24 protein-coding genes and 1 tRNA gene are annotated in these 21,794 nt (G+C 62.9%); 21 read left to right on the top strand and 4 right to left on the bottom strand.

Annotation, left to right across the window (positions count from 1 at the left end; all coding sequences use genetic code 11):
* Window positions 1-43: 43 nt before the first annotated feature.
* The 15 genes from VIG32_03475 to VIG32_03405 all read left to right on the top strand — a co-directional run bounded on the left by VIG32_03475 (window position 44) and on the right by VIG32_03405 (window position 14,173).
* Entirely contained in the window at window positions 44-1,024 is a 981-nt protein-coding gene (locus VIG32_03475; protein HEY8297065.1) for a rod shape-determining protein, read from the top strand.
* 102 nt (window positions 1,025-1,126) lie between these two features.
* Entirely contained in the window at window positions 1,127-1,786 is a 660-nt protein-coding gene (locus tag VIG32_03470; protein HEY8297064.1) for an L-threonylcarbamoyladenylate synthase, read from the top strand.
* A gap of 10 nt (window positions 1,787-1,796) precedes the next feature.
* Window positions 1,797-2,294, top strand: a complete 498-nt coding sequence (gene lptC, locus VIG32_03465; protein ID HEY8297063.1) for an LPS export ABC transporter periplasmic protein LptC — start codon at window positions 1,797-1,799, stop codon at window positions 2,292-2,294.
* A complete protein-coding gene (gene lptC / locus VIG32_03460; GenBank protein ID HEY8297062.1) occupies window positions 2,291-2,941 on the top strand; it encodes an LPS export ABC transporter periplasmic protein LptC in 651 nt (216 codons plus the stop codon). The genes lptC (VIG32_03465) and lptC (VIG32_03460) overlap by 4 nt, the downstream gene beginning before the upstream one ends.
* Window position 2,942: 1 nt before the next feature.
* Window positions 2,943-4,283 carry a replication-associated recombination protein A gene (locus tag VIG32_03455; GenBank protein ID HEY8297061.1) on the top strand — a complete coding sequence of 447 codons (1,341 nt, stop codon included), beginning with the start codon at window positions 2,943-2,945 and terminating at the stop codon, window positions 4,281-4,283.
* A 119-nt stretch (window positions 4,284-4,402) separates the two neighbouring features.
* On the top strand, window positions 4,403-5,572 hold the full coding sequence (locus VIG32_03450; protein ID HEY8297060.1) for a cysteine desulfurase family protein: 1,170 nt from the start codon (window positions 4,403-4,405) through the stop codon (window positions 5,570-5,572).
* A gap of 60 nt (window positions 5,573-5,632) precedes the next feature.
* The gene (locus VIG32_03445; GenBank protein HEY8297059.1) at window positions 5,633-6,064 is read left to right on the top strand and encodes a DUF948 domain-containing protein; all 432 of its coding nucleotides are present in this window, start codon (window positions 5,633-5,635) and stop codon (window positions 6,062-6,064) included.
* Window positions 6,061-6,426, top strand: a complete 366-nt coding sequence (locus VIG32_03440) for a YtxH domain-containing protein (GenBank protein ID HEY8297058.1) — start codon at window positions 6,061-6,063, stop codon at window positions 6,424-6,426. Before VIG32_03445 ends, VIG32_03440 begins: the two co-directional genes overlap by 4 nt.
* 8 nt (window positions 6,427-6,434) lie before the next feature.
* Window positions 6,435-6,779 carry an STAS domain-containing protein gene (locus VIG32_03435; GenBank protein HEY8297057.1) on the top strand — a complete coding sequence of 115 codons (345 nt, stop codon included), beginning with the start codon at window positions 6,435-6,437 and terminating at the stop codon, window positions 6,777-6,779.
* Window positions 6,776-7,216: an ATP-binding protein gene (locus tag VIG32_03430; GenBank protein ID HEY8297056.1), complete on the top strand. Its 441-nt coding sequence runs from the start codon at window positions 6,776-6,778 to the stop codon at window positions 7,214-7,216. Before VIG32_03435 ends, VIG32_03430 begins: the two co-directional genes overlap by 4 nt.
* The gene (locus VIG32_03425; protein ID HEY8297055.1) at window positions 7,216-8,004 is read left to right on the top strand and encodes a SigB/SigF/SigG family RNA polymerase sigma factor; all 789 of its coding nucleotides are present in this window, start codon (window positions 7,216-7,218) and stop codon (window positions 8,002-8,004) included. The genes VIG32_03430 and VIG32_03425 overlap by 1 nt, the downstream gene beginning before the upstream one ends.
* Window positions 8,005-8,240: 236 nt before the next feature.
* Window positions 8,241-10,844 carry an alanine--tRNA ligase gene (alaS, locus tag VIG32_03420; protein HEY8297054.1) on the top strand — a complete coding sequence of 868 codons (2,604 nt, stop codon included), beginning with the start codon at window positions 8,241-8,243 and terminating at the stop codon, window positions 10,842-10,844.
* Window positions 10,845-10,848: 4 nt separating this feature from the next.
* Window positions 10,849-11,535 (top strand): hypothetical protein, encoded by a 687-nt coding sequence (locus VIG32_03415; GenBank protein HEY8297053.1) that lies wholly within the window; start codon window positions 10,849-10,851, stop codon window positions 11,533-11,535.
* Complete coding sequence (locus VIG32_03410) at window positions 11,535-12,992, top strand: DUF2723 domain-containing protein (GenBank protein ID HEY8297052.1); 1,458 nt, start codon at window positions 11,535-11,537, stop codon at window positions 12,990-12,992. Before VIG32_03415 ends, VIG32_03410 begins: the two co-directional genes overlap by 1 nt.
* On the top strand, window positions 12,989-14,173 hold the full coding sequence (locus VIG32_03405) for a hypothetical protein (GenBank protein HEY8297051.1): 1,185 nt from the start codon (window positions 12,989-12,991) through the stop codon (window positions 14,171-14,173). The genes VIG32_03410 and VIG32_03405 overlap by 4 nt, the downstream gene beginning before the upstream one ends.
* Before the next feature lie 2 nt (window positions 14,174-14,175).
* Here the strand turns inward: VIG32_03405 and VIG32_03400 are convergent, their stop codons facing one another.
* Window positions 14,176-14,553, bottom strand: a complete 378-nt coding sequence (locus VIG32_03400) for an NINE protein (protein HEY8297050.1) — start codon at window positions 14,551-14,553, stop codon at window positions 14,176-14,178.
* A gap of 67 nt (window positions 14,554-14,620) precedes the next feature.
* The gene (locus VIG32_03395) at window positions 14,621-14,902 is read right to left on the bottom strand and encodes a hypothetical protein (protein ID HEY8297049.1); all 282 of its coding nucleotides are present in this window, start codon (window positions 14,900-14,902) and stop codon (window positions 14,621-14,623) included.
* Window positions 14,903-14,997: 95 nt separating this feature from the next.
* On the opposite strand from VIG32_03395, the gene VIG32_03390 reads away from it, so the two are divergent.
* From VIG32_03390 to VIG32_03370, 5 genes are all read left to right on the top strand, one after another.
* Complete coding sequence (locus tag VIG32_03390) at window positions 14,998-15,237, top strand: hypothetical protein (GenBank protein ID HEY8297048.1); 240 nt, start codon at window positions 14,998-15,000, stop codon at window positions 15,235-15,237.
* Between the two features lie 15 nt (window positions 15,238-15,252).
* The gene (locus VIG32_03385; GenBank protein HEY8297047.1) at window positions 15,253-15,399 is read left to right on the top strand and encodes a lmo0937 family membrane protein; all 147 of its coding nucleotides are present in this window, start codon (window positions 15,253-15,255) and stop codon (window positions 15,397-15,399) included.
* A gap of 19 nt (window positions 15,400-15,418) precedes the next feature.
* Window positions 15,419-17,098: a non-homologous end-joining DNA ligase gene (gene ligD / locus VIG32_03380; GenBank protein HEY8297046.1), complete on the top strand. Its 1,680-nt coding sequence runs from the start codon at window positions 15,419-15,421 to the stop codon at window positions 17,096-17,098.
* Window positions 17,099-18,058, top strand: coding sequence for a non-homologous end-joining DNA ligase (gene ligD / locus VIG32_03375; protein ID HEY8297045.1), 960 nt, complete (start codon window positions 17,099-17,101; stop codon window positions 18,056-18,058). It begins immediately after the preceding gene.
* A gap of 79 nt (window positions 18,059-18,137) precedes the next feature.
* Window positions 18,138-18,983 carry a Ku protein gene (locus VIG32_03370; protein HEY8297044.1) on the top strand — a complete coding sequence of 282 codons (846 nt, stop codon included), beginning with the start codon at window positions 18,138-18,140 and terminating at the stop codon, window positions 18,981-18,983.
* Here the strand turns inward: VIG32_03370 and VIG32_03365 are convergent.
* Together VIG32_03365 and VIG32_03360 are read right to left on the bottom strand one after the other, a co-directional pair.
* Window positions 18,980-20,224 (bottom strand): MFS transporter, encoded by a 1,245-nt coding sequence (locus tag VIG32_03365; protein ID HEY8297043.1) that lies wholly within the window; start codon window positions 20,222-20,224, stop codon window positions 18,980-18,982. The genes VIG32_03370 and VIG32_03365 overlap by 4 nt on opposite strands.
* Entirely contained in the window at window positions 20,221-21,165 is a 945-nt protein-coding gene (locus VIG32_03360; protein ID HEY8297042.1) for a trypsin-like peptidase domain-containing protein, read from the bottom strand. The genes VIG32_03365 and VIG32_03360 overlap by 4 nt, the downstream gene beginning before the upstream one ends.
* A 90-nt stretch (window positions 21,166-21,255) precedes the next feature.
* Here VIG32_03360 and VIG32_03355 point away from each other — a divergent pair.
* Window positions 21,256-21,339 (top strand) — tRNA-Leu (locus VIG32_03355).
* Window positions 21,340-21,794 lie beyond the last annotated feature (455 nt).

The raw sequence follows: 21,794 nt of genomic DNA, 5'->3' as shown, positions 1-21,794 counted from the left end.
GCGCGGAGGCCGGGCCGAAGCGCCTTTAAACAGGAGATTTTCGTTGGATATTGGGATCGATCTCGGCACGGCGAACGTGCTGGTGCACGTTAAGGGCAAGGGCATCGTCTTGCGCGAGCCGTCGGTTGTTGCAAAGGATATGAACAACGGCCGAACGATCGCCGTGGGCGAGGAGGCGCGTCTGATGCTCGGCAAAACGCCCGCCCATATCCAAGCCATCCGTCCGCTGCGCGACGGCGTCATCGCCGACTTCGAAGTGACCGAAGCGATGCTCAGCTACTTCATCAAAAAAGTGATGAAAGATCGCTCGTGGCTTTCGACGATCTTCAAGCCGAAGCCGAACGTTGTGATCTGCGTGCCCGCGGAGATCACGAGCGTGGAAGAACGTGCCGTCAAGGATGCCGCCAAACTCGCCGGCGCCAAGCACGTTGAAATTATCGAAGAACCGATGGCTGCGGCGATCGGCGCCGGCTTACCGATCGACGGTCCGAGCGGCAGCATGGTCGTGGATATCGGCGGCGGTACGACGGACGTTGCGGTGATCTCGCTCGGCGGCATCGTCGTCTCGCAATCGTTGCGCGTGGCCGGCAACAAACTCGACGAGGCGATCATCCGATACATCCGGCGCGTCTATAACTTGATGATCGGCGAACGTACCGCGGAAGAGATCAAGATCAAGATTGGCAGCGCCTATCGCCTGGAGTCGGAACTCGCCATGGAGATCCGCGGGCGCGATCTCATCAACGGCTTGCCGAAGACCGTGAAGATTACGAGCGAAGAGATTCGCGAAGCCCTCGCGGAGCCGGTCGGCGCGATCGTCGAAGCGGTCAAGGCCGTACTCGAAAAGACGCCTCCGGAACTCGCTGCCGACATCATCGATCGCGGCGTCATTCTCACCGGCGGCGGCGCGCTCTTGCGCGGGTTGGACAAACTGCTCGCGGAGGTCTGCGGAATTCCCGTCATCATCGCCGAGGATCCGCTCTCGTGCGTCGCACTTGGAACCGGCATGCGCGTACGAATTTAACATCCAAGTAATTGAAGTGGGTCGGCGGCCTTGCGCGGGTAGAAGAAGAGCATCTATGAAAGCTGCTCCCACAAAGCAAGCGCGCTCTCGGTCTGCCGGTCGATGAATGTCGGCACGATTATCGACGCGCGCAACGAATCGATCGCGCGCGTCGTCGAAGAAGTCGCGCGGGTAACCTTCGGAGGCGGGACCGCGATTTTTCCCACCGACACGGTCTACGGAATCGGCTGCGATCCCTACGACAGCCGCGCGATCGCGCGCATCTACGGAACCAAGCGCCGCCCCGATGCAAAACCGCTGACCTTGCATTTGGCGAGCATTCCCGAATTTTTGGAGTACGCGAAAGACAACGCGCTCGCCATCGCCGCGGGGCGGCGGCTTTTTCCCGGGCCGGTGACGCTAATCGTGCGCCGTCCCGCGTTTATAAGCGAGGACGTGACCTCGGGCTTGCCGACTCTCGGGTTTCGCGTACCGGACGATCCGCTGTGTCTGGCCATCCTCGAACGCTGCGGCCCGCTGGCGGCGACCAGCGCCAACATCAGCGGGCAGCTGGCATACCGCGGCACGGGCGAGCGCGACGGCCTGCCGGCGGCGGACCTGCTCGTCGAAAACGGCCCCACGCGCTACCTCGCCGAATCGACCGTGATCGACCTTACCGGACCGCAACCGCGCGTACTCCGGGAGGGGGTTGTAGGGTACGAACGGCTAACGGAACTGCTCGGTCCCGTCATCCGGCAAACCGTAACGATTCGCAACCCGTAAGAGATTTGCCATGAAATTGATCACCAGCGCAGCGCTCGTTGCCGCGCTCATGCTTGCCGGTTCCGTCGCGACCGCGACTACCGGTTCGAAGTCCGCAGGCCTCGCCTTTGGCGATTGGAATTTTACGAGCGATTCCCTCGACATCACGAATTGGAACGCCGGCACGTTCAACGCGCCGACCCACGTGCATCTCGATCGCCCGGGGAGCACCGTCGACGCCGATCGCGCGGCCGGAAATTTCAAGCAAAAGGATGCGACGTTTTACGGCCACGTCGTGCTTCACGATCAAAACGGTATTCTCACGAGCGTTGCCGGCGGTCAGAGAAGTCCGCAGCCGGCCACGCTCCTCTGCGACGAGCTGCAAGTCGACGGCGCCTCGAAAATCTACACGGCGACCGGCAGCGTGCACGTCACGCAAGGCGCGAGTTCGCTGCAAGCCGATCGAGCGGTACTCGATCAGTTCACCCACCAACTTCATTTGAGCGGGCACGTTCGCCTCATTCAATGAGGAAACTCGGCATCGCTTGGCTTGCGGCGTCACTCTGTTTGCTCGCCGTCGCCCCACCGCCGCCCGGCGCGAAGGCGACCGCGCGCATCGGCGAGTGGTCGCTGCAAACCGACGAGTTGATCGCGAACCTCCAGACCGGCGACTTTTCCGCGCCGCATCACGTGTTTGCAACGCGGACTGACGGCTCGACGATCGACGCCGATCGCGGAACGGGCAACTACAAGAAGCGCCTCTTCAACCTCTACGGAAACGTGACGATTCACGATCAATCGGGCACGTTCGGCGGGTTGAGCAGCGCGCAGCAGAACGCTTCGCGCGGCCCGTCCACGCTCGCGAGCGACGAACTGCACGTCGACGGTTCGACGAAAATCTACACCGCGGCGGGCAACGTGCAGTACGTGCAGGGAGCGACGACGGCCGACGCCGATGGCGCGCGCTTGAACGATCGCCTCCATCAATTGGATCTCGACGGTCACGTGCACGTGGTGCAGGATCAACGCACGCTCGACGCCGCCCACGCGACGTACGACACGCTCTCCGATGACGGCGTGGCGAGCGGCGACGTGAAGATGGTCTTTCCCGGAATGATCCACGCGTCGATCGCGACGCCCAAACCGATCGTCATCAAGAACCCGAAGATTCACTAACGTGGAACCGACGTTGTTCGGCACGGCCGAAGCGGCGCAGGCGCCGTTGGCGGCGCGCATGCGCCCGCGTTCGCTCGAGGAGTTCGTTGGGCAAGAACACATCGTTGGCGAGGGCCGCGCGCTGCGGCGCGCGATCGAAAGCGATAAAGTGCCGTCGCTCATCTTGTGGGGACCGCCCGGCACCGGAAAGACGACGCTCGCGGAGATCATCGCGAACATGACCGGGGCGGCGTTCACGTCGATTTCGGCGGTGAGCGCCGGCGTGGCGGATCTGCGAAAGGTGGTCGCGCAAGCGCAGCATCGACGCACGATCGGCAAACGTACCGTACTCTTCATCGACGAGATCCACCGCTTCAATAAAGGGCAACAGGATGCGGTGCTGCCGTACGTCGAGGACGGCACGATCACGCTGATCGGCGCGACGACGGAGAATCCGTCGTTCGAAGTCAACTCCGCGCTGCTCTCGCGTTCCCGCGTCTTCGTTCTTAAAGCGCTGACCGAAGAAGGCGTCGGCACGATCGTCGATCGCGCGCTGGCCGATAGCGAGCGCGGCCTCGGCGCGCTGCGCGTGCGGCTCGAGGACGGCGCGCGCGCCGCGCTGATCGGACTCTCCAACGGCGACGCGCGCAGCGCCCTCGGCACGCTTGAATTCGCCGCCGATGCGGCGCCGGCGTCTGCCGACGGCACCCGCACGATCGGAGCGCGTTTGATCGCCGATGCGATGCAGCGGCGCGCGATCTCGTACGACAAGGCCGGCGACGCGCACTACGATATCATCAGCGGCTTTATCAAGTCGATGCGCGGCAGCGACCCCGATGCCGCAATCTATTACTTGGCGCGCATGATCGATTCGGGCGAGGATCCGCTGTTCATCGCGCGGCGGCTCGTCATCCTGGCTTCCGAGGATGTCGGGCTTGCCGATTCGCAGGCGATTCAAGTCGCGATTGCGGCGCAGCAGGCCGTCCACTTTATCGGCATGCCCGAAGGCTTCTATCCGCTCGCCCACGCCACACTCTATCTGGCCACGGCCCCCAAGAGCAACAGCGTGGGGCGCGCGTACTCGGCGGCGATGCGCGACGTGCAGGAAACGCGCAACGATCCCATCCCCCTGCATCTGCGCAACGCCCCGACCGGGTTGATGAAAGAACTCGGCTACGGCAAGGCGTACGCATACGCGCACGAACAGGACGCCTATCGGCAGCACGCGGGCGATCTGCCGCCGTCGGCGCCGCTGCAGACCTATCTGCCGGAGAATCTCGTCGGTCGCGCGTATTTCGAACCCGGCTCGCAAGGCGCCGAGGCGAAGCTCGCGCCGTGGATCGCCAAGCGCCGCAAAAGATAAAAAAAGGCGGCCGGTTATTGTTGTTCCCGGCCGCCGTTCCCGTTGCTACTTCTCGGAGTGTGCAATGGAGCTTCGCACAGGCATAGACTAGCGCTGCAATCTTGGAACGTGCTGAGGAAATGGACGAAATTCTTCCCCCGATCTACCTCGATAACGCCGCCACGACGCCGGCTCGAACCGAGGTCGTCGAAGCGATGCTGCCGCACTTCACGGCCAACGGATACAATCCGAGCTCGCAGCACGCGCGGGGCCGCGCCGCGCGCGCCGCGCTCGACGACGCTCGCGATCGAATCGCACGTCTGTTCGGTGCGACGCGCAAAGAAATCGTCTTTACCGGCGGCGGTTCCGAAGCCGACAACCTGGCAATCTTCGGCGTCGCTCGGGCCCTGCGCGACCGCGGCCGGCACGTCGTGTCGACGGTCATCGAGCATCACGCGGTCCTACGCGCGCTCGAGGCACTGGCGGAGGACGGCTGGGCGGTGACGCTGCTGCCCGTCACCGCGGACGGCGTGGTCGAGCCGGAGCGTTTTGCCGCCGCCCTGCGCCCCGATACCGTGCTCGCCTCGGTCATGTATGCCAACAACGAGCTTGGAACCGTGCAGCCCATCCGCGAGCTGGCCTCGCTGGCTCGCGGCGCCGGCGTGCTCTTCCACACCGATGCCGTCCAGGTTCCGGTCTCGCTGAGCGTCGATTGCCCGGAGTTGGGGGTCGACCTGCTCTCGATTTCGGCCCACAAATTCTACGGGCCCAAGGGAGTCGGCGCGCTCTACGTGCGCGATGGGACGCCGCTGCGGCCGCTGATTCACGGCGGCGGCCAAGAGTTCGCCAATCGCTCGGGGACCGAGAACGTCGCGGGCATCGCGGGCATGGTCGCGGCCTTGGAACTAGCCGGAGCCGAACGCTCGGAAGCAAGCCGCCGCATCGGCGCGCTGCGCGACCGCCTCGAAGCGGGTATCCTCAAGCGGATCGCGCACGTCCGCATCAACGGCCGCGAGGCGCCGCGGCTTCCGACGCACTGCAGCGCGAGCTTCTTGGGCGTTGAATCGGAGCACGTGCTGGTGCGGCTCGATCTCGAAGGCATCGCCGTCTCGGCGGGTTCGGCCTGTACCTCGGGAGCGCTCGAACCGAGCCACGTGATCGCGGCGCTCGGATTACCGGAGGCGTGGATGCGGGGCGTCATCCGGTTTTCGCTGGGCCGGGAGACGACCGAGTTCGAGATCGACCGGGTGGTGGAAGCGCTGGCGCGCGCCATCGGCGACCTGCGAGAGTTTTCTCGAATTCCTGCGTAAGAAAAGGGCGGATGCGGGGAATCATGAGCGAGCGTCCGGAAAGCGCGCACGGAGGTTACCTTGAACACGGGGTTTGATTGGGCTATCGTCCTCGACATCGGCGTCGGGGTCGGTGTTTTATTGATCGGCATCGGCGTTCTTATGGCGATGCTGGCTCTGGCTAAAACGCTCGCACGCGTCGACCGCACGCTCGATGGGGTCGACACGCAGATCGCCAACCTGGGCGTACCGGTCGGTGAGATGCTCGCGCACGTAGGCGGTATTGCAGATACGGCGGATTCTACGATCGCGCGCGCCGCGGGCGTCGTGAAAGCGCTCGAAGATGTGGCGGGCTCGGTTTCTCAAACGGCCAAACTTACTCAAAACGCACTATCGCCGTCGATCGTCAACGTCGGTGCAACGCTCGGCGGTATCAGCGCCGGGTTGCGCCGGTTAGTGCGAGGCGGATCGGAAAACGGACGCGCGGAGAGCGTCGAACGGGAGATGACATGAGTGACGAAAACGAACGGCCGGAGCGGCGCGAAGAGCGCGGCGGAGGTTTTTTCCCCGGGTTCCTGGTTGGCGCGTTGGTAGGCGCAGCGGTTGCCGTGTTAATCTCCCAAGAAGAGACGCGGGATCTGCTCGTTGGAAAAGCGCGCGAAGCCTCCAACTTTGCCATGGACGCCACCGGCGACCTGCGCGCGCAAGTTAGCGATGCGACCAGCAACTGGCAATCGAACGCGTCGGACCTGTACGAACGCGGGAAGACCGTCGTCGACAACGCGCGGTCGAATATCAATGCCGCAGTCGATGAAGGCAAATCGGAAGCGGATTCCGTGCGCGACGACTTATCGCGCAAAACCTCGGACCTGTAGGAGCAAGCGTGGATATCAAAGTGAACGTTCGCGAGACTCAAGGAGAGAGTTACGTCGTCGATCTCAATGGCGAGATCGACGTCTACACGTCGCCGAAAGTAAAAGATGCCATCGGCGATCTCATCGACAAAGGGCACTACAATCTCGTCATCAACTTGGAAAAGGTTCGATATATCGATTCGACCGGGCTCGGCGTCTTGATCGGAGGCCTAAAGCGCGTTCGCGAGCACGGCGGCACGGTCAATCTCGTCTGTACCAATCCGCAGATCAAGAAGATCTTCGACATCACGGGACTGGTGAAGATCTTCGGCATCTACGATGACGAAGACGCCGCAACGAAAGCTTTGGTGTGAACCAACCAGCGTCTCAGGAGAACAGTTCGCTCGGCGTCGTGGAGCTACGGATCCCGAGCAAGGCGGAGTGGGTCGCCGTAGCTCGCCTCGCCGTCGCGGCCGTTGCCAACCGGCTGAATTTTTCTATCGAGGATATCGAGGATATCAAGCTCGCCGTCGCTGAAGCATGCACGAACTGTATCCAGCATGCGTCGGGGAGTAATCAGATCGAGATCACGTGTGAGACCGAAGCCGAGGGCTTGACCGTGCGCGTGCGCGATTACGGCCACGGAACGAGGCCCGAACAGATCGTGTCGCGGCGCGTCGACGAGCCTCGCGTCGGCGGGCTTGGCGTGTTCTTGATTCGGTCGTTGATGGATACCGTCGAATACGACGTTTCGTCCGACAGCGGTACGAATCTGGTCATGACAAAAAAAGTCCAGAGCTCTAACCCATAGTGCAACAGCACCCCCAAGACGAGCGCTGGGATCGCCAGAAGACGCGCGAGACGTTTGCGCGTTTCGCCGAAGCTAAGGCGCGACCCGGCGGTCCCGAGTACGAGCACTTGCGAAGCGATCTTGTCGTAGCGCACCTCAACTTGGTGCGCTATTTGGCCGTGAAGTTCGCCAACCGCGGCGAAGCCCTCGACGATCTCATTCAAGTCGGTACGGTCGGCCTCTTAAAGGCCATCGACCGATTCGATTTGGAGCGCGGCGTCGAGTTCACGACCTACGCGACCCCCACGATCGTCGGCGAGATCAAACGCTATTTCCGCGACAAGGGCTGGGCCGTGAAGGTTCCACGCCGCCTGCAAGAGCTCAACCTTGCGGTCAATCGAGCGATCGAGAAACTCTCGGTCAAGCTCGGGCGTAGTCCGACCGTCAAGGAGCTGGCCACGCAGCTCAACGCAAGCGAAGAAGACATCCTCGAGGCGCAAGAACTCGGGCAGGCCTATAACCTGCTCTCGCTCGATACCGAACTCTCCGGCGAAGGCGATAAGAAGTCACAGACGCTCGCCGATTATATCGGCACGACCGATGCGGGACTCGCATTGCTCGAGGATAAGGCAAACCTGGAGCGCGCGTTCGAGGTGCTCACCGGGCGCGAGCGCGTGATTCTGTACCTGCGCTTCTACGAAAGCGTTTCGCAGACGGAGATTGCCAAGCGGCTCAACGTGTCGCAGATGCACGTCTCGCGGCTTCAGCAAAAGGCGCTTGAGAAGTTGCGGCACGTTCTTCAGGAGTAGGGTGCACGTCGTCGGTCAGGCGCGACGCGGGGCCCCCATACGCGGGGACGCCCGCGATTTCGCTTCCTTGCGAAATCGCTACTGCCCGACATCGTCCTCTCGCCATCCTGGCTTCGGACGATGCTCGGAGCCCCCGCGTATGGGGGCCCCGCGTCGCGCCTGACCGGCGCTCGCACCTACTCCTGAAGAACGTGCAGGCTTGGGATGGGCTTGGGGGATAATGTATTGGAGTTCCTATGAGAAGCCAAGAACTTCGGTCGGCCTTTGTCGAGTTTTTTACCTCGCGGGAGCATAAGCATGTTCCTTCGGCGAGTTTGATTCCGGACGCGCTTTCTACGACGCTGTTTACGATTGCGGGGATGGAGCAATTCGTTCCCGCGTTTTTGGGTGACGAACCGGCACCGGCGCTCAATGCGGTGACGGTGCAGCGGTGTTTGCGCGTTGCCGGTGCGAAGAGCGATATCGAGAACGTCGGACGGACGGGGCGTCACGGCACGTTTCTTGAGATGCTCGGCAATTTTAGTTTCGGCGGGTATTACAAGCCCGAGGCGATTCGGTTTGCGTGGGAATTTGTAACCGGCGTGCTGGCCCTCGATCCGTCGCGTCTTGCGGTAACCGTGCATACGGGTGATGACGATGCCGAGCGGATTTGGCGCGAGGATATCGGTTTGCCGGCGACGCGCATCACGCGGTTCGATGAAGATAATTTTTGGACGATGGGTGCGACCGGGCCATGCGGGCCGTGCACGGAGATATTCTACGATATCGGCGCCGAAAACGCACTCGGCCCCGAGGACGATGGACCGAATAAGGGCAATCGTTTCGTCGAGATTTGGAACGTCGTGTTCCAGCAATACAACCGCGACGCGGCGGGCAAACTCGAAGAACTGCCGCGCAAGCAGATCGATACGGGCGCGGGGATGGAGCGAATGCTCGCCGTCGTCAACGGAAAAGTCTCGATGTACGAGACCGATCTCTTCACGGATTTGATCGAGGCGCAACCGAAAGTCGGAAGTACGTCGCTCGATGCCAAGGCGCAGTTGGAGCGGCGCAACATCATCGCCGACCACGCGCGGGCGGCGACCTTTCTCATCAACGACGGGATCTATCCAGGCAATACCGATCGCGGATACGTCTTGCGATTCTTGATTCGGCGCGCGATTCGCAACGGGCGGTTGTTGGGGTACCCCGACGGGTTTCTCACGAGCCTGGTTCCGGCGGTCGTCGCATCGCTCGAATCGGGCTACCCGGAGTTGCGTGCGAACGCGACGCGCATCCAGCAAGCGCTGCGGGTTGAGGAAGAGACGTTCGATCGAACGCTCGAGCGCGGGATGACCCGTCTGGACGCGCTGCTGGCCGATGCCGGCGACGCCGGCACGATCGGAGGCGAGGATGCATTCGCGCTGCACGACACGTACGGTTTCCCGATTGAATTGACGCGCGAGATTGCTTCGGAGCGCGGCGTGCGCGTCGACTCGGCCGGCTTCGAGGTCGCGATGAACCAGCAGCGACAGCGCGCGCGCGCGGATGCGAAATCCAAGCGCGGCGTCGTCACGCTCGCGGAGCTGCCGGCCGTCAAGAGCGAGTTTCTTGGATACGACGGGCTTGAGGCGGCCGGCTCGATCGTCGCCATTCTCGCACAAGATCAATCGATCGACGCACTTGCTGCCGGCGAGAGCGGTCAACTCGTGCTCGACCGCACGTCGTTCTATGGCGAGAAGGGCGGCCAGATCGGGGATCGCGGAACGATAACGATCGGCGATGCCCGTTTTGACGTTACCGATACGCAGTACGCGGGCGAGGCGGTGGCGCACGCCGGAACGGTTCGCAGCGGAACCCTGCGCGTCGGCGATGAGGTGCGTACGATCGTCGATCCGGAATGGCGGCGCGAGATTCGACGTCACCATACCTCGGCGCATCTCTTGCAGCGCGCCCTCAAAGACGTGCTCGGCGAGGATGTTGCGCAAGCCGGATCGTGGGTTGGAATCGATCGCATGCGCTTCGACTTTCGGTCGCCGTCCGGAGCGCTAACGCCGGAGCAACGGCGCGAAGTCGCGCGGCGGGTCAACGAGATGATTCGCGACGACACGCCGCTCGAGACGCGCGTCATGAACCTCGAGGAAGCGCGCGCCTCGGGCGCGATCATGATGTTCGGGGAAAAGTACGGCGATCGCGTGCGCGTAGTCAAGGCCGGACCGGCCGTCGAGTTCTGCGGGGGCACGCACGCGCACTCGACCGGCGAACTCGGTTTCTTCGTCATTCTCTCGGAGGCGTCGATCGGCAGCGGCATCCGGCGCATCGAGTCGTGCGTCTCGCGCTCCGCCGAATCGCACATCGAGCAGCAGCAAGAGCTCGTCGGTGAAATCGCCGGGTCGCTTGCGACCGCACCCGAAGACGTGGTCGAGCGTGTGAGTAAACTGCAGCGCGAGGTCAAGGATTTGCAGACCGCCGTCGGCGAGCTCAAGGCGCGCCTGGCTTCGGCCGACGCGCAGACGTACGTAGAGAGCGCAGAGCGTTTGGGTGCGAAAACCTTCGTCGGCGCGGTCGTGCCCGAAGCGAACGCCGAAGCGCTCAAGCATCTAAGCAACGCGATCCGCACGCGTTTGCGAAGCGGCGTCGTTGCGCTCGCGGGCGTGGACAACGGCACGGTGAATCTGCTGATCAGCGCGAGCGACGATATGGTGAAAGCCGGCGTTCACGCGGGCAACCTCATCAAAGTCGCCGCGCCGCACATCGACGGACGCGGCGGCGGCCAGCCGGCGCAGGCGCAGGGCGGCGGGAAGAACCCCGACGGCGCCGGCGCGGCGGTGCGGGCCATTCGCGACGCGGTCCTCACCTAGCGCGATGCGCACGCCGTTCGCATGGGTTGCCGCCCTGCTGTTACTGGGGGCGGCGGCGCCGTCGCCGATCGATTCGCAGGTCGTGCTCGCACGCTACGCGACGGCGCTGGCGAACCTCGCGCCGGCGAAGAACGTCGTTTTTACGTACGGCGTGTCGCAGGCGGGTCCGCACAACATCGAACAGACGCATCGCATCTATCGCAGCGGCGAGCGGGTGCGCGACGAGACGCTCTCGATCGACGGGCAGGGTCTCAAGCGGAAGGTGACGCGCATCGCACGCTACGCCGACCGCTATGCGATCGAGCGGCTCGCTCCGCGCGAATCGGAGTACACGTTTTTATTTTTGCGCGCGACGCGCGACGGCGCACGCTTTCGCTACACGTACGAAGCGATTCCCGCGATGAAGTCGGCGTTCGTCGTGCGCACGGTCACGATCGACGGCGCGAGTTATCTGCCGGCGAAGATCACGTTTCGAACCTCGAACGGCTCGATAGACGGCGCGGGTGAGGTAGACTACGCGCGCGTGGGCGCGCATTGGGTGCCCACTCTGGCCCAAGTGACGGCGACGATGAACGCGAAACCCGCGCGCGAGCGGATCGCGTTCTCGGCTTATGCGTTTCCGGCTCGATTGCCGCCCTCGACCTTTGCGCCGCCCAGACCGTTGCCGTCGCTCGTGCATCCAAAGCCGTAGTGCCCGCGGCGAAACGCATCGCCTTTTGGCTGGCGTGGCTCGTTCCGCTCGCCGTCTATGCCTGTTCGCTCGACGCCGTCGTTGAGTACTGGGACACGGGCGAGATGCAGGTCGTGCCGTGGATCCTCGGGATCGCGCATCCGACCGGCTTCCCGGTCTTCACGCTGCTCGCGTGGCTCTTCGCGCATCTAGCGGCCATCGGTCCGGTCGCGGGGCGCGTTGCGTTCTTCTGCGCGATTGCGATGAGCCTGACGGCGTGGCTGGTGGCGCGCATTGTCGATGTATTGACGGAGGAACCGTGGATCGCAATGGGCTCCGCGTGGCTCTTCGCCTTCGGCGCGGTCGCGTGGACGCGCGGTACGCGCGCGGAAGTGCACGCGTTAGCCGTAGCGTTTGCCGTGCTGACGCTCTATCTCGCGCTGCGCTGGTATAAAACGGGGGATGCGCGCGCGCTGGTCGGCGGCGCTTTGGCGTGGGGCCTCGGGATCGCGACGCACCCGATCGTGGCGATGCTATTGCCGGCCCTGCTCGCGATCTTCATCGCGCGCGTACGCACGGTCCGCCCGCGCGTGTTCGCGATGGCGATCGCCGCGCTGGTCGCCGGCGTCGCTTGTTACGCCTACCTTCCGCTGCGCAGTGCCTACGTCACGCAGGCGCGGCTCGATCCGACGCGTCAACTCGGACTTCCGCCCGGAAAACCGTTTTGGGATACGGATCATCCGGCTTCGAAGGCCGGATTCCTGACGTTGGTAAGCGGCTCGGAATTCGATGCCGGCGGGACGTTCGCGCGCCTCTTCTCACCGCAGCTTTATCGCGACGCCGGGCCCGGCTATCTGCGCGCGTTGCGCACGGAGTTTACGCCGTTTGGTATAGCGGCGGCGGCGGTCGGATTTCTCGTGTTGCTTCGCCGCGATCCGTGGGCCGGCTCGGCGATCTTTCTGGCCGCATTCGTACCGAGCGCGTTCGCGCTCGGCTATTCGATCGAAGCCGATCCGCTGCGCTATCACTTGACGTCCTATGCGGTCACCGCCGTTCTCGCAGGCTGCGGCATCGCCTGGCTGCAGCGTCAGGTACCGCTGTTGCGCGGAGCCGGCGCGGCCGCGCTCGTGCTGCTGGCGGCCGCGCTGCTGCTGCTCAACCGCGGCGTCTTCGATCAACGCACGACGGCCGGCGCGCAGACGGTCATCGCGACCGTGCTCGCGCGTACCCCATCGAACGCCATTCTGATCGCGCCGTGGCTCTATGCGACGCCGCTCGCCTACGGTGCCTACGTGGAGCACGTCCTGGGCGACCGTATCGTTGAAACCGCGTGGCTCAAGGACGATCGCAAACGCGTGCCGCAATGGGTGCGCGGCCGTCCCGTCTACGTCGTGGGTCAGGTCTTCGGGTCGGTTCCGGGCTATCATTTGCAGTACATCGCCGGGTCCCCGGCGCTCTATCGCGTGGTGAAGAATTGAAAATACGGCGGGCGTATCTCGCTGCCGGCGCGGCGTTCGTGGTGACGTTGCTCTTCTCGCATCTGCGATCGACGCCGTACGATAACTACACCCTCTTCGCGAACGCGCTCTTGCACGGCCGGCTTTGGATCGACTGGCCGGGCCCGTATATCGATGCGGTGCTGTGGCACGGTCATCGCTATATCGTCAACGATCCGCTGCCCGGGATCTTCATGCTTCCGCTGGTCGCGATCTTCGGCGTCGCGGCCAATCAAACGTTTCTCGCCGTCGTACTCTGCGCGATCGCCGCCGGAGCCGCGTGGGAGTTGTGCGAGCGGTTGGAATGTTCGCCGCGCACGAGCCTGTGGCTGTGCGCGTTTTTTCTGCTCGGAACGTCGCTCGCGTGGTGTTCGATGCTCGGCGATGTATGGTTCGTCGCCCAAACCAGCGCCGCGTGCATGATGATGCTCGCTCTCGTCGAGCTAGCGGGGAAGAACCGAACCTGGCTCGTGATGCTGCTCTACGCTGGGGCGATTGCTTCGCGCTTCACGGTGGTTATGGCGCTCCCGGCGATCGCGTTTTTGAGCGCGAGCGGCGGCCTCGCGGCCGTGAGTTTGCCGGAGGAGTTCCGGCGCGATCGACAGCGGCGCTTGCGCGAGATGGGCGCGGTGCTGATCCCGGCGGCCTTGCTCTGGGCCGGGTACAATCTCGCGCGGTGGGGCGTGCCGTGGGATAGCGGGCACACGATCTTCTTTCACCAAGATTCGATCGGCGCGTCGAGCGGTTCGCCGTTTTCGTTCGCGCACGTACCCTATCAGCTCTGGTCGTTCTTCGTGCAGGCGCCGGAGTTCTCGGCGCAGTTCCCGTTCGTGCGTCCGTCGTTCTCGGGCGTCGCGCTCACGTGGACGAGCCCGGCGCTCGTGCTCGCATTCTTCGCGCGCAAGCCGGCGCGCATCGTGGTGACGATGTGGGCGGCGGTACTGCTCGCCGCAGGACCCAACGTGCTCTATTACGTGAACGGCTTCGCCCAATACGGCATGCGTCACGCCCTCGACTTCGTCCCGTTTCTCTTCGTGCTGATGATCTTGGCGACGCGTCGGAAACTGGCGCTTTGGGCGGAAGCGCTCGTCGCATATTCGTGCGTTGCGAGCACTTACGGCATCTACTACTGGAACGCGTTCGTGCGCGGCGGCGGAAACTAAGTCTAGGTCGCCATCGGGAGGCCGCCGATGGCCGGACGCGGGCTCGAAGCCGGCGGCGGCTGCCCGTGCAGGATCGAGTACGCGAGGACGTATTCGATCTCGTCGTTGGCATCGTCGCATTCGCCCCAAACGGTAAACCAATTGACGAGCTTCCAAGGCACGCTTACGGTCAGGCCGACGACGCTCAGCGTACAGATCAGCATGATGATTCCGGGCTGGTTGCGGCCCAGATAGAAGTGGTGCGCGCCGAAAAGTCCGAGGAAGAACGCGAGCAGAAATGCCACGACGGGATCCTTGCGATAACGCCGCGCTTCACCCTCGAAAAACGCAAACTGCTGCGGCGTGAACTGAGCCTTGAGTTGAGCGACGTACGGATTCATGACGCCTCCACGAAGTGCTTTCTTAGCCCAGATACCGCCGCCGCGGCCCGGTGTTTCGGATGGGGTCTCACTCGTCTTCGCCGGTCGCGCCCCGCACGAACGACGCCAGATAGAGGATCGCCACGACCGTGTAAACCGCCAGCAGCGGCACCGCAGGCACGGCCGGAAGCGCGACTCCGGCGGCAAAAGCGAGCGCGAAGATCAGGCTCGCAGCGGCATACCGGCGATGGACGCTCGCCCCCATGCCGTAGACGTCGCGCTCGTAAAACGTCGCATTGAGCGTTCGCCCGCGCAGCCAGGCGAGAGTGGCGATCGCTAGCGCCAGGACCAGTCCGATAAGGCTCCACATAGGTCTCGTGCGTTCGTTCGCCGCCGAAGGGGGTTTGCGCTTGTCGCTCGTGGGTATAACGGGGCCACTGCAGCAACGCAAAGGAGCTCAATGCTATGGCTGATGGTCCAGTAATTGTAAGAGACGGTGATAGCGGCGGCGGAAACGCCGCGGCGATCGGCATCGTCATCGTCGTCGTGGTGGCAGTGCTTATCGCACTCTTCGCGTGGCATCCCTGGTCGATGACCTCCACGACGAACAGCACCACGAACAGCACCACCAATACCCAACCCGCGACCGGCAGCGGATCGACGACTACCAAGTCCACTACCAACACGAGTGGCGGCGGCGGTTAGCGTATGGGCGGTATTTTGTGGACGATTATCGTCATCCTCGTGATCTTGTGGCTACTCGGTTTCGCGTTCCACATCGCCGGAGGGCTGATCCACATCGTGCTGGTGGTTGCGATCATCCTGCTGGTTATTAACCTGATAACCGGACGAGGAGCGCGGGTCTAGCCCGCTGTACATCCGGCCCATGCCGGCAAAGAAGCAACCCGTTGCGAAAGCGAGCCGGACAAATAACGAGTCCGGCTCGCTTTCTCGTTATCACGGTAAACGCGATTTCGCGGCAACGCCCGAACCGCGCGGCAAACGCGCGGCCGCCGGCAAGCGCCTGCGTTTCGTGATTCAGAAACACCACGCATCGCGGCTCCACTACGATTTCCGGCTCGAGGCCGACGGCGTGTTGAAATCGTGGGCGGTTCCGAAGGGTCCCTCGCGCGATCCGGCCGATAAACGCCTCGCGATGCACGTTGAAGATCATCCCTACGACTACCGCACGTTCGAAGGCATCATCCCCAAGAACAATTACGGCGCGGGGGAAGTGATCGTGTGGGACGAGGGAACTTACGCGCTCGCCGAAGGGTCCGATCCGACCGCAGAGATCGGCAAGGGCAAAATCAAATTCGTTCTCAAGGGCAAGAAACTGCAGGGCGAGTTTACGCTCGTGCGGATCAAAAATCGCGGCGACGAGAGCGGCGATCCGTGGCTGCTGATCAAGGATCACGACGAGTACGTCGATACGTCGTACGACATCGAACGCGACGACAAATCGGCGAAGAGCGGCAAGACCCTCGCGCAGATCGCCGACGATCCGAAGGCGCCGCATTGGGCCTCGAACCGTAACGTGCGCGCCGGCACGACAAAAGCGCCGGCCAAACGCAGCACCAAACGCGATCCGGTTCCAACGATCGCGGAGCCGATGCTCGCGACGCTCGTCGACGAACCGTTCGACGATGACGATTGGATCTTCGAGCTCAAGTGGGACGGCTACCGCGCGATCTGTACGGTCGGCGAGAAGGGCGAGGTGAGCCTCGTCTCGCGCAACGGCCTGGATTTCTTGCCGCAATTCCCCGAATTGAGCGCGCTTGGTTCGGCGTTTTCGAGCGTACCCGCGATCGTCGACGGTGAGATCGTCAGTCTCGACGAAAACGGCCGCTCGTCGTTCCAGCGACTTCAGGGAAGTTTCAACCGGAAGCGCCCGAGCGCGCGCAGTCCCGAGGCGAAAAAATATCCGCTCACTTTCGTTGCGTTCGATTTGCTCTACGCCGACGGCAAGGATCTGCGCAAGCTGCCGCTCGAGGAGCGCAAGGAACGCCTGCAGCGGGTGATCGCGGACGACGAACTCGTGCTGTACTCCAAGCACGTCGTCGCGCAGGGCCGCGCGCTTTTCGAACAAGCGCGCGAGCGGCAGCTCGAAGGGATCGTCGGCAAGCGGCGCAGTTCGGTCTATCAGGAACGGCGCAGCCGCGATTGGGTGAAGATCAAGGCGCAGTTGATGCAGGAGGCGGTCGTGGGCGGATTCACCGAGCCGCGCGGAAGCCGCAAGGGCTTCGGCGCGCTGCTCTTGGGTTTGTACGATGGCGGCAAACTGCATTACGTTGGGCACGTCGGCACCGGTTTCGATACGAAGACGCTCGCCAAGATGACCGAAAAGCTCGCGCAGCTCGAACGCAAGACGTCACCGTTTGCCGACGAGATCGACACGAACACGCCGGCGCATTGGGTCAAGCCTCAGCTCGTCGCGGAAGTACGCTTCACCGAATGGACGCGTGAGGGAAATATGCGCCATCCGGCATTTTTGGGGTTGCGGCTCGACAAAGATCCGAAGGATTGCACGCGCGAGCGCCCCGCCGATTCCGACGAGGTAAAGTGAGTGCCGGCTTCGGAGAAGACGCTCGTACGCGTGGGAACGCACAGCCTGCAGATCTCCAATCTCGATAAGGTTCTGTGGCCGCGCGACGGGTACACGAAGGGCGACTTCATCGCATACTACCAGAGCGTTGCGCCGTGGCTCGTACCGCATCTCAAGGATCGGCCGCTCACACTCGAACGCTATCCCAACGGTATCGACGGCGAATCGTTCTTCGAGAAACAAGCGCCGCGCGGAACGCCGGATTGGGTAGAGACCGTTCGGATCGAATCGTCGAGCGAGCGGCGCAGCCACACGGCGTTCTTGGTGTGTAACGACGAAGCGACGCTCGTGTTCTGCGCGAATCTCGCGTCGATCGTGCTGCACACGTGGACGTCGCGCGTGCGATCGCTCGACGAGCCGGATTATGCGCTCTTCGATCTCGATCCGTGGGAAGGCTGCACGCTAAAAACCATGGCGACCGTCGCGCTCAAACTGCGCGACCTGCTCGACGCGATCGGGCTCAAGCCGCTGGTGAAAACGTCTGGAAGCAGCGGGTTGCATGTGGTGATTCCGCTGCGCACCGGGTATGGATACGAGCCGATAAAGATTTTTGCCGAGGTGATCGCGCGGCGCTTGGCGGCCGAAAACCCGGACTTGACGACTCTCGAACGCATGACCGCGAAACGCAAACGCGGCACCGTGTACCTCGACTACGTGCAGGTCGGCCGCGGCAAGACGCTCGTTCCTCCGTTCGTGGTGCGCGCGCGCGACGGCGCGCCGGTCTCGATGCCGCTTGAGTGGAGCGAGGTTGAGGCCCTCGCGCGAAAACGCTCGGGTGCGCCGGAGGACGCGTCGGCTCCGTGGACCATCAAAACTGCGCCGAAACGGCTAGCGAAGATCGGCGATCTCTGGGCCGGTCAGAACTGGAAGCCCGCGAAGCTCGAAGCCGCGATCGCCAAGGCGCAGAAGCACTGGGCCTGAGGGTCGCCTATCTTGGCGGCGCCGGGTATAATGAAAATCCGCGGTTTGCTCGGATACCTTCGGAGGAACACGACCCATCATGGCTCATGCGATCTGGTCCGGCTCGATCAACTTCGGCCTCGTGACGATCCCGGTGAAAGTATTCACGGCCGTCAAGGCCAACGATCTCTCGTTCAACATGCTGCACGCGAAGGATGAAGGGCGCATCAAGTACGAGCGCGTCTGTTCGGTCGATAATAAACCCGTGCCGTGGGACGAGATCGTCAAAGGCTACGAGTACGAAAAGGGCGAGTACGTGGTACTCACGGACGACGACTTCAAAAAAGTCAATCCGGAGGCCACGCAGTCGGTCGACATCCTCGAGTTCGTCGAACTCGACAAGATCAACCCGATGTTTTTCGATAAGCCCTATTATCTCGAGCCGACCAAACAGGGCCGCCACGCCTATGCGCTCTTGCGCGAAGCGCTCTCGACGAGCAATCGCGTGGCGATCGCGCGCGTCGTTCTACGCTCCAAAGAATATATCTGCGCCGTAAAACCCAATGGCGACGCACTGCTCATGGAATTGATGCATTGGGCGGAAGAACTCGTCGATCAATCGACGCTGGACTTTCCCGAATCGTCGAAGCTGCCTGAAGCCGAGATGAAGATGGCCAAGATGCTGATCGATTCCATGACCGTCGAAGCGTTCGAGCCGGAGAAATTCGCGAACAAGTACCACGACGAATTGCTCGAGATGATCGAGGCGCGCGCGGCCGGCAAAGAATTGCCCGAAGCGCCGAAGAAGGCGCCGTCGCGCGGCAAGGTGGTCAATCTTATGGACGTGCTGCAACAGTCACTCGAAGCGAGCAAAAAACAGCGCGGGGAACGCGAGACCGCCGCGGAAAAAGGCGCGCCCAAGCGCCGTAAGAAAACCGCCGCTTAGAGTTCGGCTTCGGCCGCGGCGGCGGAGGCCGTTGCCGACTGCACCGGATCGCACCCGGGCATTCCGGCGCCGACGGCGATAGCGCTGCGCTCCTCGGATCGCGTCGCCGCCAAACCCATCGCAAGCGCGATCGCCGAGAGAACCGCCGAGGTGACGCCGGCGTACGGCGAGCCGTACTTTGTAAGTAGTCCCGTCGATGCGAGCGGCGAGACGATGCCCGCAAACGAATCGAGCGACGACGATACCCCGAGTACGGTGCCTTGGCGATTGTCGGCCGCCGCGTTGCTGATCAGCGCGGTGATGCCGGTGTTTGCAAACGCCATGCCGATCGAAAAGAGCGGTGCCATGATCGCCAGCAGCACGAGGCCGTGTACCTCGGCGACCAGCAGGAACGCTGCGAGCAGCGAGACGAGTCCGAGACTCGACATGTTGCGATCGCCGACCCGTTCGGAGACGCGGCTCACGACAAAGATGTTGATGCCGACGCCGAGCACGGAAACGAGCGAAAAGAAATAATCCGTCTGCGCGAGTCCGAAGTGCAGTTGCTGCTTCAAATACAGCGCCATGACCGAGAACCAGGCATACAAGCCGAGCGAGAGGGCGAGTTTTTGATACAGAATCCGAGCCAAGTGCGGATCGGAGAACGTCTGGCCGATGTCGCGTAATCGGACTTGGCTCTGCGCTTCCTGCTCCTTCGTTCGCGATTCCGGCAGCAGCACGATGGTGAGCACGAGCGTGATGAATTGCAGCCCGGATGCCACGAGAAACGGCACCGCAAACCCGTAGTGCGCGAACAAAAAACCGCCGCCGAGCGGCCCGAAAATCATGCCGGCGCCGAACATCGCGCCGATCAACCCGAAGGCACGCGAGCGGTCTTTTGGAGCCACCAGATCGGCGACGTAGGCTTGCGTGATTCCGATATTGCCGCCGGAGATACCCTCGACTATTCGCGCGATGAAGACCCAGGTGAGGTCGGGTGCGAACGCAAGCATCGCCCAGCCGATGGTCGCTCCGACCTGGCTAATGATCAGCACCGCTTTACGGCCGATGCGATCCGAAACGTTGCCCCAGACCGGTCCGGCGAGCAGTTGGCAAAACGAAAACGTCGAGAACAGGACGCCGACCATGATTGCCGAGGCGTGAAAATGCGTGACGAAATACGGCAGCATCGGGATCAGCATGCTGAACCCGAGGATATCGATGAACGTGATCCCGAGGATCGGAATCAGGCGGCGAATCATTCGGCCTCGATCGGGAGAACGAGCGTTTCGACGCGTTCGCTCTTGCGCACGACGCCGAGTTTGTAGGGGCGCTGCAGATCGATGAGGGTGAGCCGTTTGTGCAGGTCGTCGATCCCGCGCAGGCGGTGCTCTTCGAATTGCACGACGACGTCGCCTTCGCGCAATCCGGCCGTCTGGGCCGGGCTGCCGGGTTCCACCGAGATCACGAGCAGTCCGTGACGATCGGCGAGCGCGTGACGGCGCGCCAAATGCACGGGCAACTCGATATCCTGACCGGCGATTCCGAGATAACCGCGGCGAACGTGTCCATCGCGCATCAGCACGCCGCCGATAAACTTCGCCGTATTGATGGCGATGGCAAAGCAAATGCCCTGCCCGGGAAAGACCGCGGTATTCACGCCGGCGACGGCGCCGCTAGCAGTCACGAGCGGCCCGCCGGAGTTTCCGGGATTCAACGCAGCGTCGGTCTGAATGATGTTGTCCATCAACCGCCCCGATTGCGAGCGCAGCGTGCGCCCGAGCGCGCTGACGACGCCGGCCGTAACCGTATACTGCAAACCGTACGGATTGCCGACCGCGACCACCAGTTGTCCGGGGCGCAGCGCGGCGGAATCGCCAAGCCGCGCGGGAACGAGATCCGGAGCATCGATGCGCACGATCGCGATATCGGTATGCGGATCTTCGCCGATTGCTTGAGCCGGAAATTCGCGCCCGTCGAGCAGCGAGACGGTGATACGCTCCGCCCCGTTGACGACGTGGCTATTGGTCAGCACGAACCCGTCGGGCGTGAAAATGAAACCCGAACCATTGCCGCCGTGACGGCCGTTGCGCACCTCGATATTGACGACCGAGGGGCTCACCGTTTCGGCGGCATGGGTCACCGCTTGTGAGTAGGCATCGAGCGGATCGCTATCCGAGAGAAGTCGCAAGGGAACTGACATACGTGGCCACCAAAAACCGCGCTGCGCTCGCCGGGTTGCGCCTAGTCGAGGAGGGCTCGGGCACCGAGAGGCGAATCGGCCTCGGTCCGCGCCCGGATGGCGGAATTGGTAGACGCGCTGGTTTCAGGTATCAGTGGCCGCAAGGCCGTGGGGGTTCGAGTCCCTTTTCGGGCAAGTAAAGTCGCGCCGAGCGCTGCAAAAGACAAGGCGCGCAACATCCTCATGGTTCGACAAGCTCACCATGACAACACCACGCTTCCTTCTTTTTTGTCATCCTGAGCTTGTCGAAGGACGAGCCTGTCGAAGGACGGAGCCTGTCGAAGGACGAGCCCGTCGAAGGACGTGGTTCGACAAACTCACCATGACAACACCACACTTACTTCTTTTTGTCATCCTGAGCTTGTCGAAGGACGGAGCTTGTCGAAGGACGAGCCCGTCGAAGGACGTGGTTCGATAAGCTCACCATGACAAGAACAACGAGCAGATTCAGGCGGGTGGTGAGCGTTCGATGACCGATTGTGCGAGTGCGGCGTTTCACCGCGCTCGATCCGTCATAGTGGTAGAAGGAGTATGAGATCTTGATGGACGTTTCCCTTATCACCTACGCGGTTGCCGACCTGACCAAAGCC

This window comes from Candidatus Baltobacteraceae bacterium, from assembly GCA_036559195.1.
Lineage (GTDB): Bacteria > Vulcanimicrobiota > Vulcanimicrobiia > Vulcanimicrobiales > Vulcanimicrobiaceae > JALYTZ01.
Note: the sequence above shows the minus strand (reverse complement) of the source record. Positions and strands in the feature narration are given on the sequence as shown.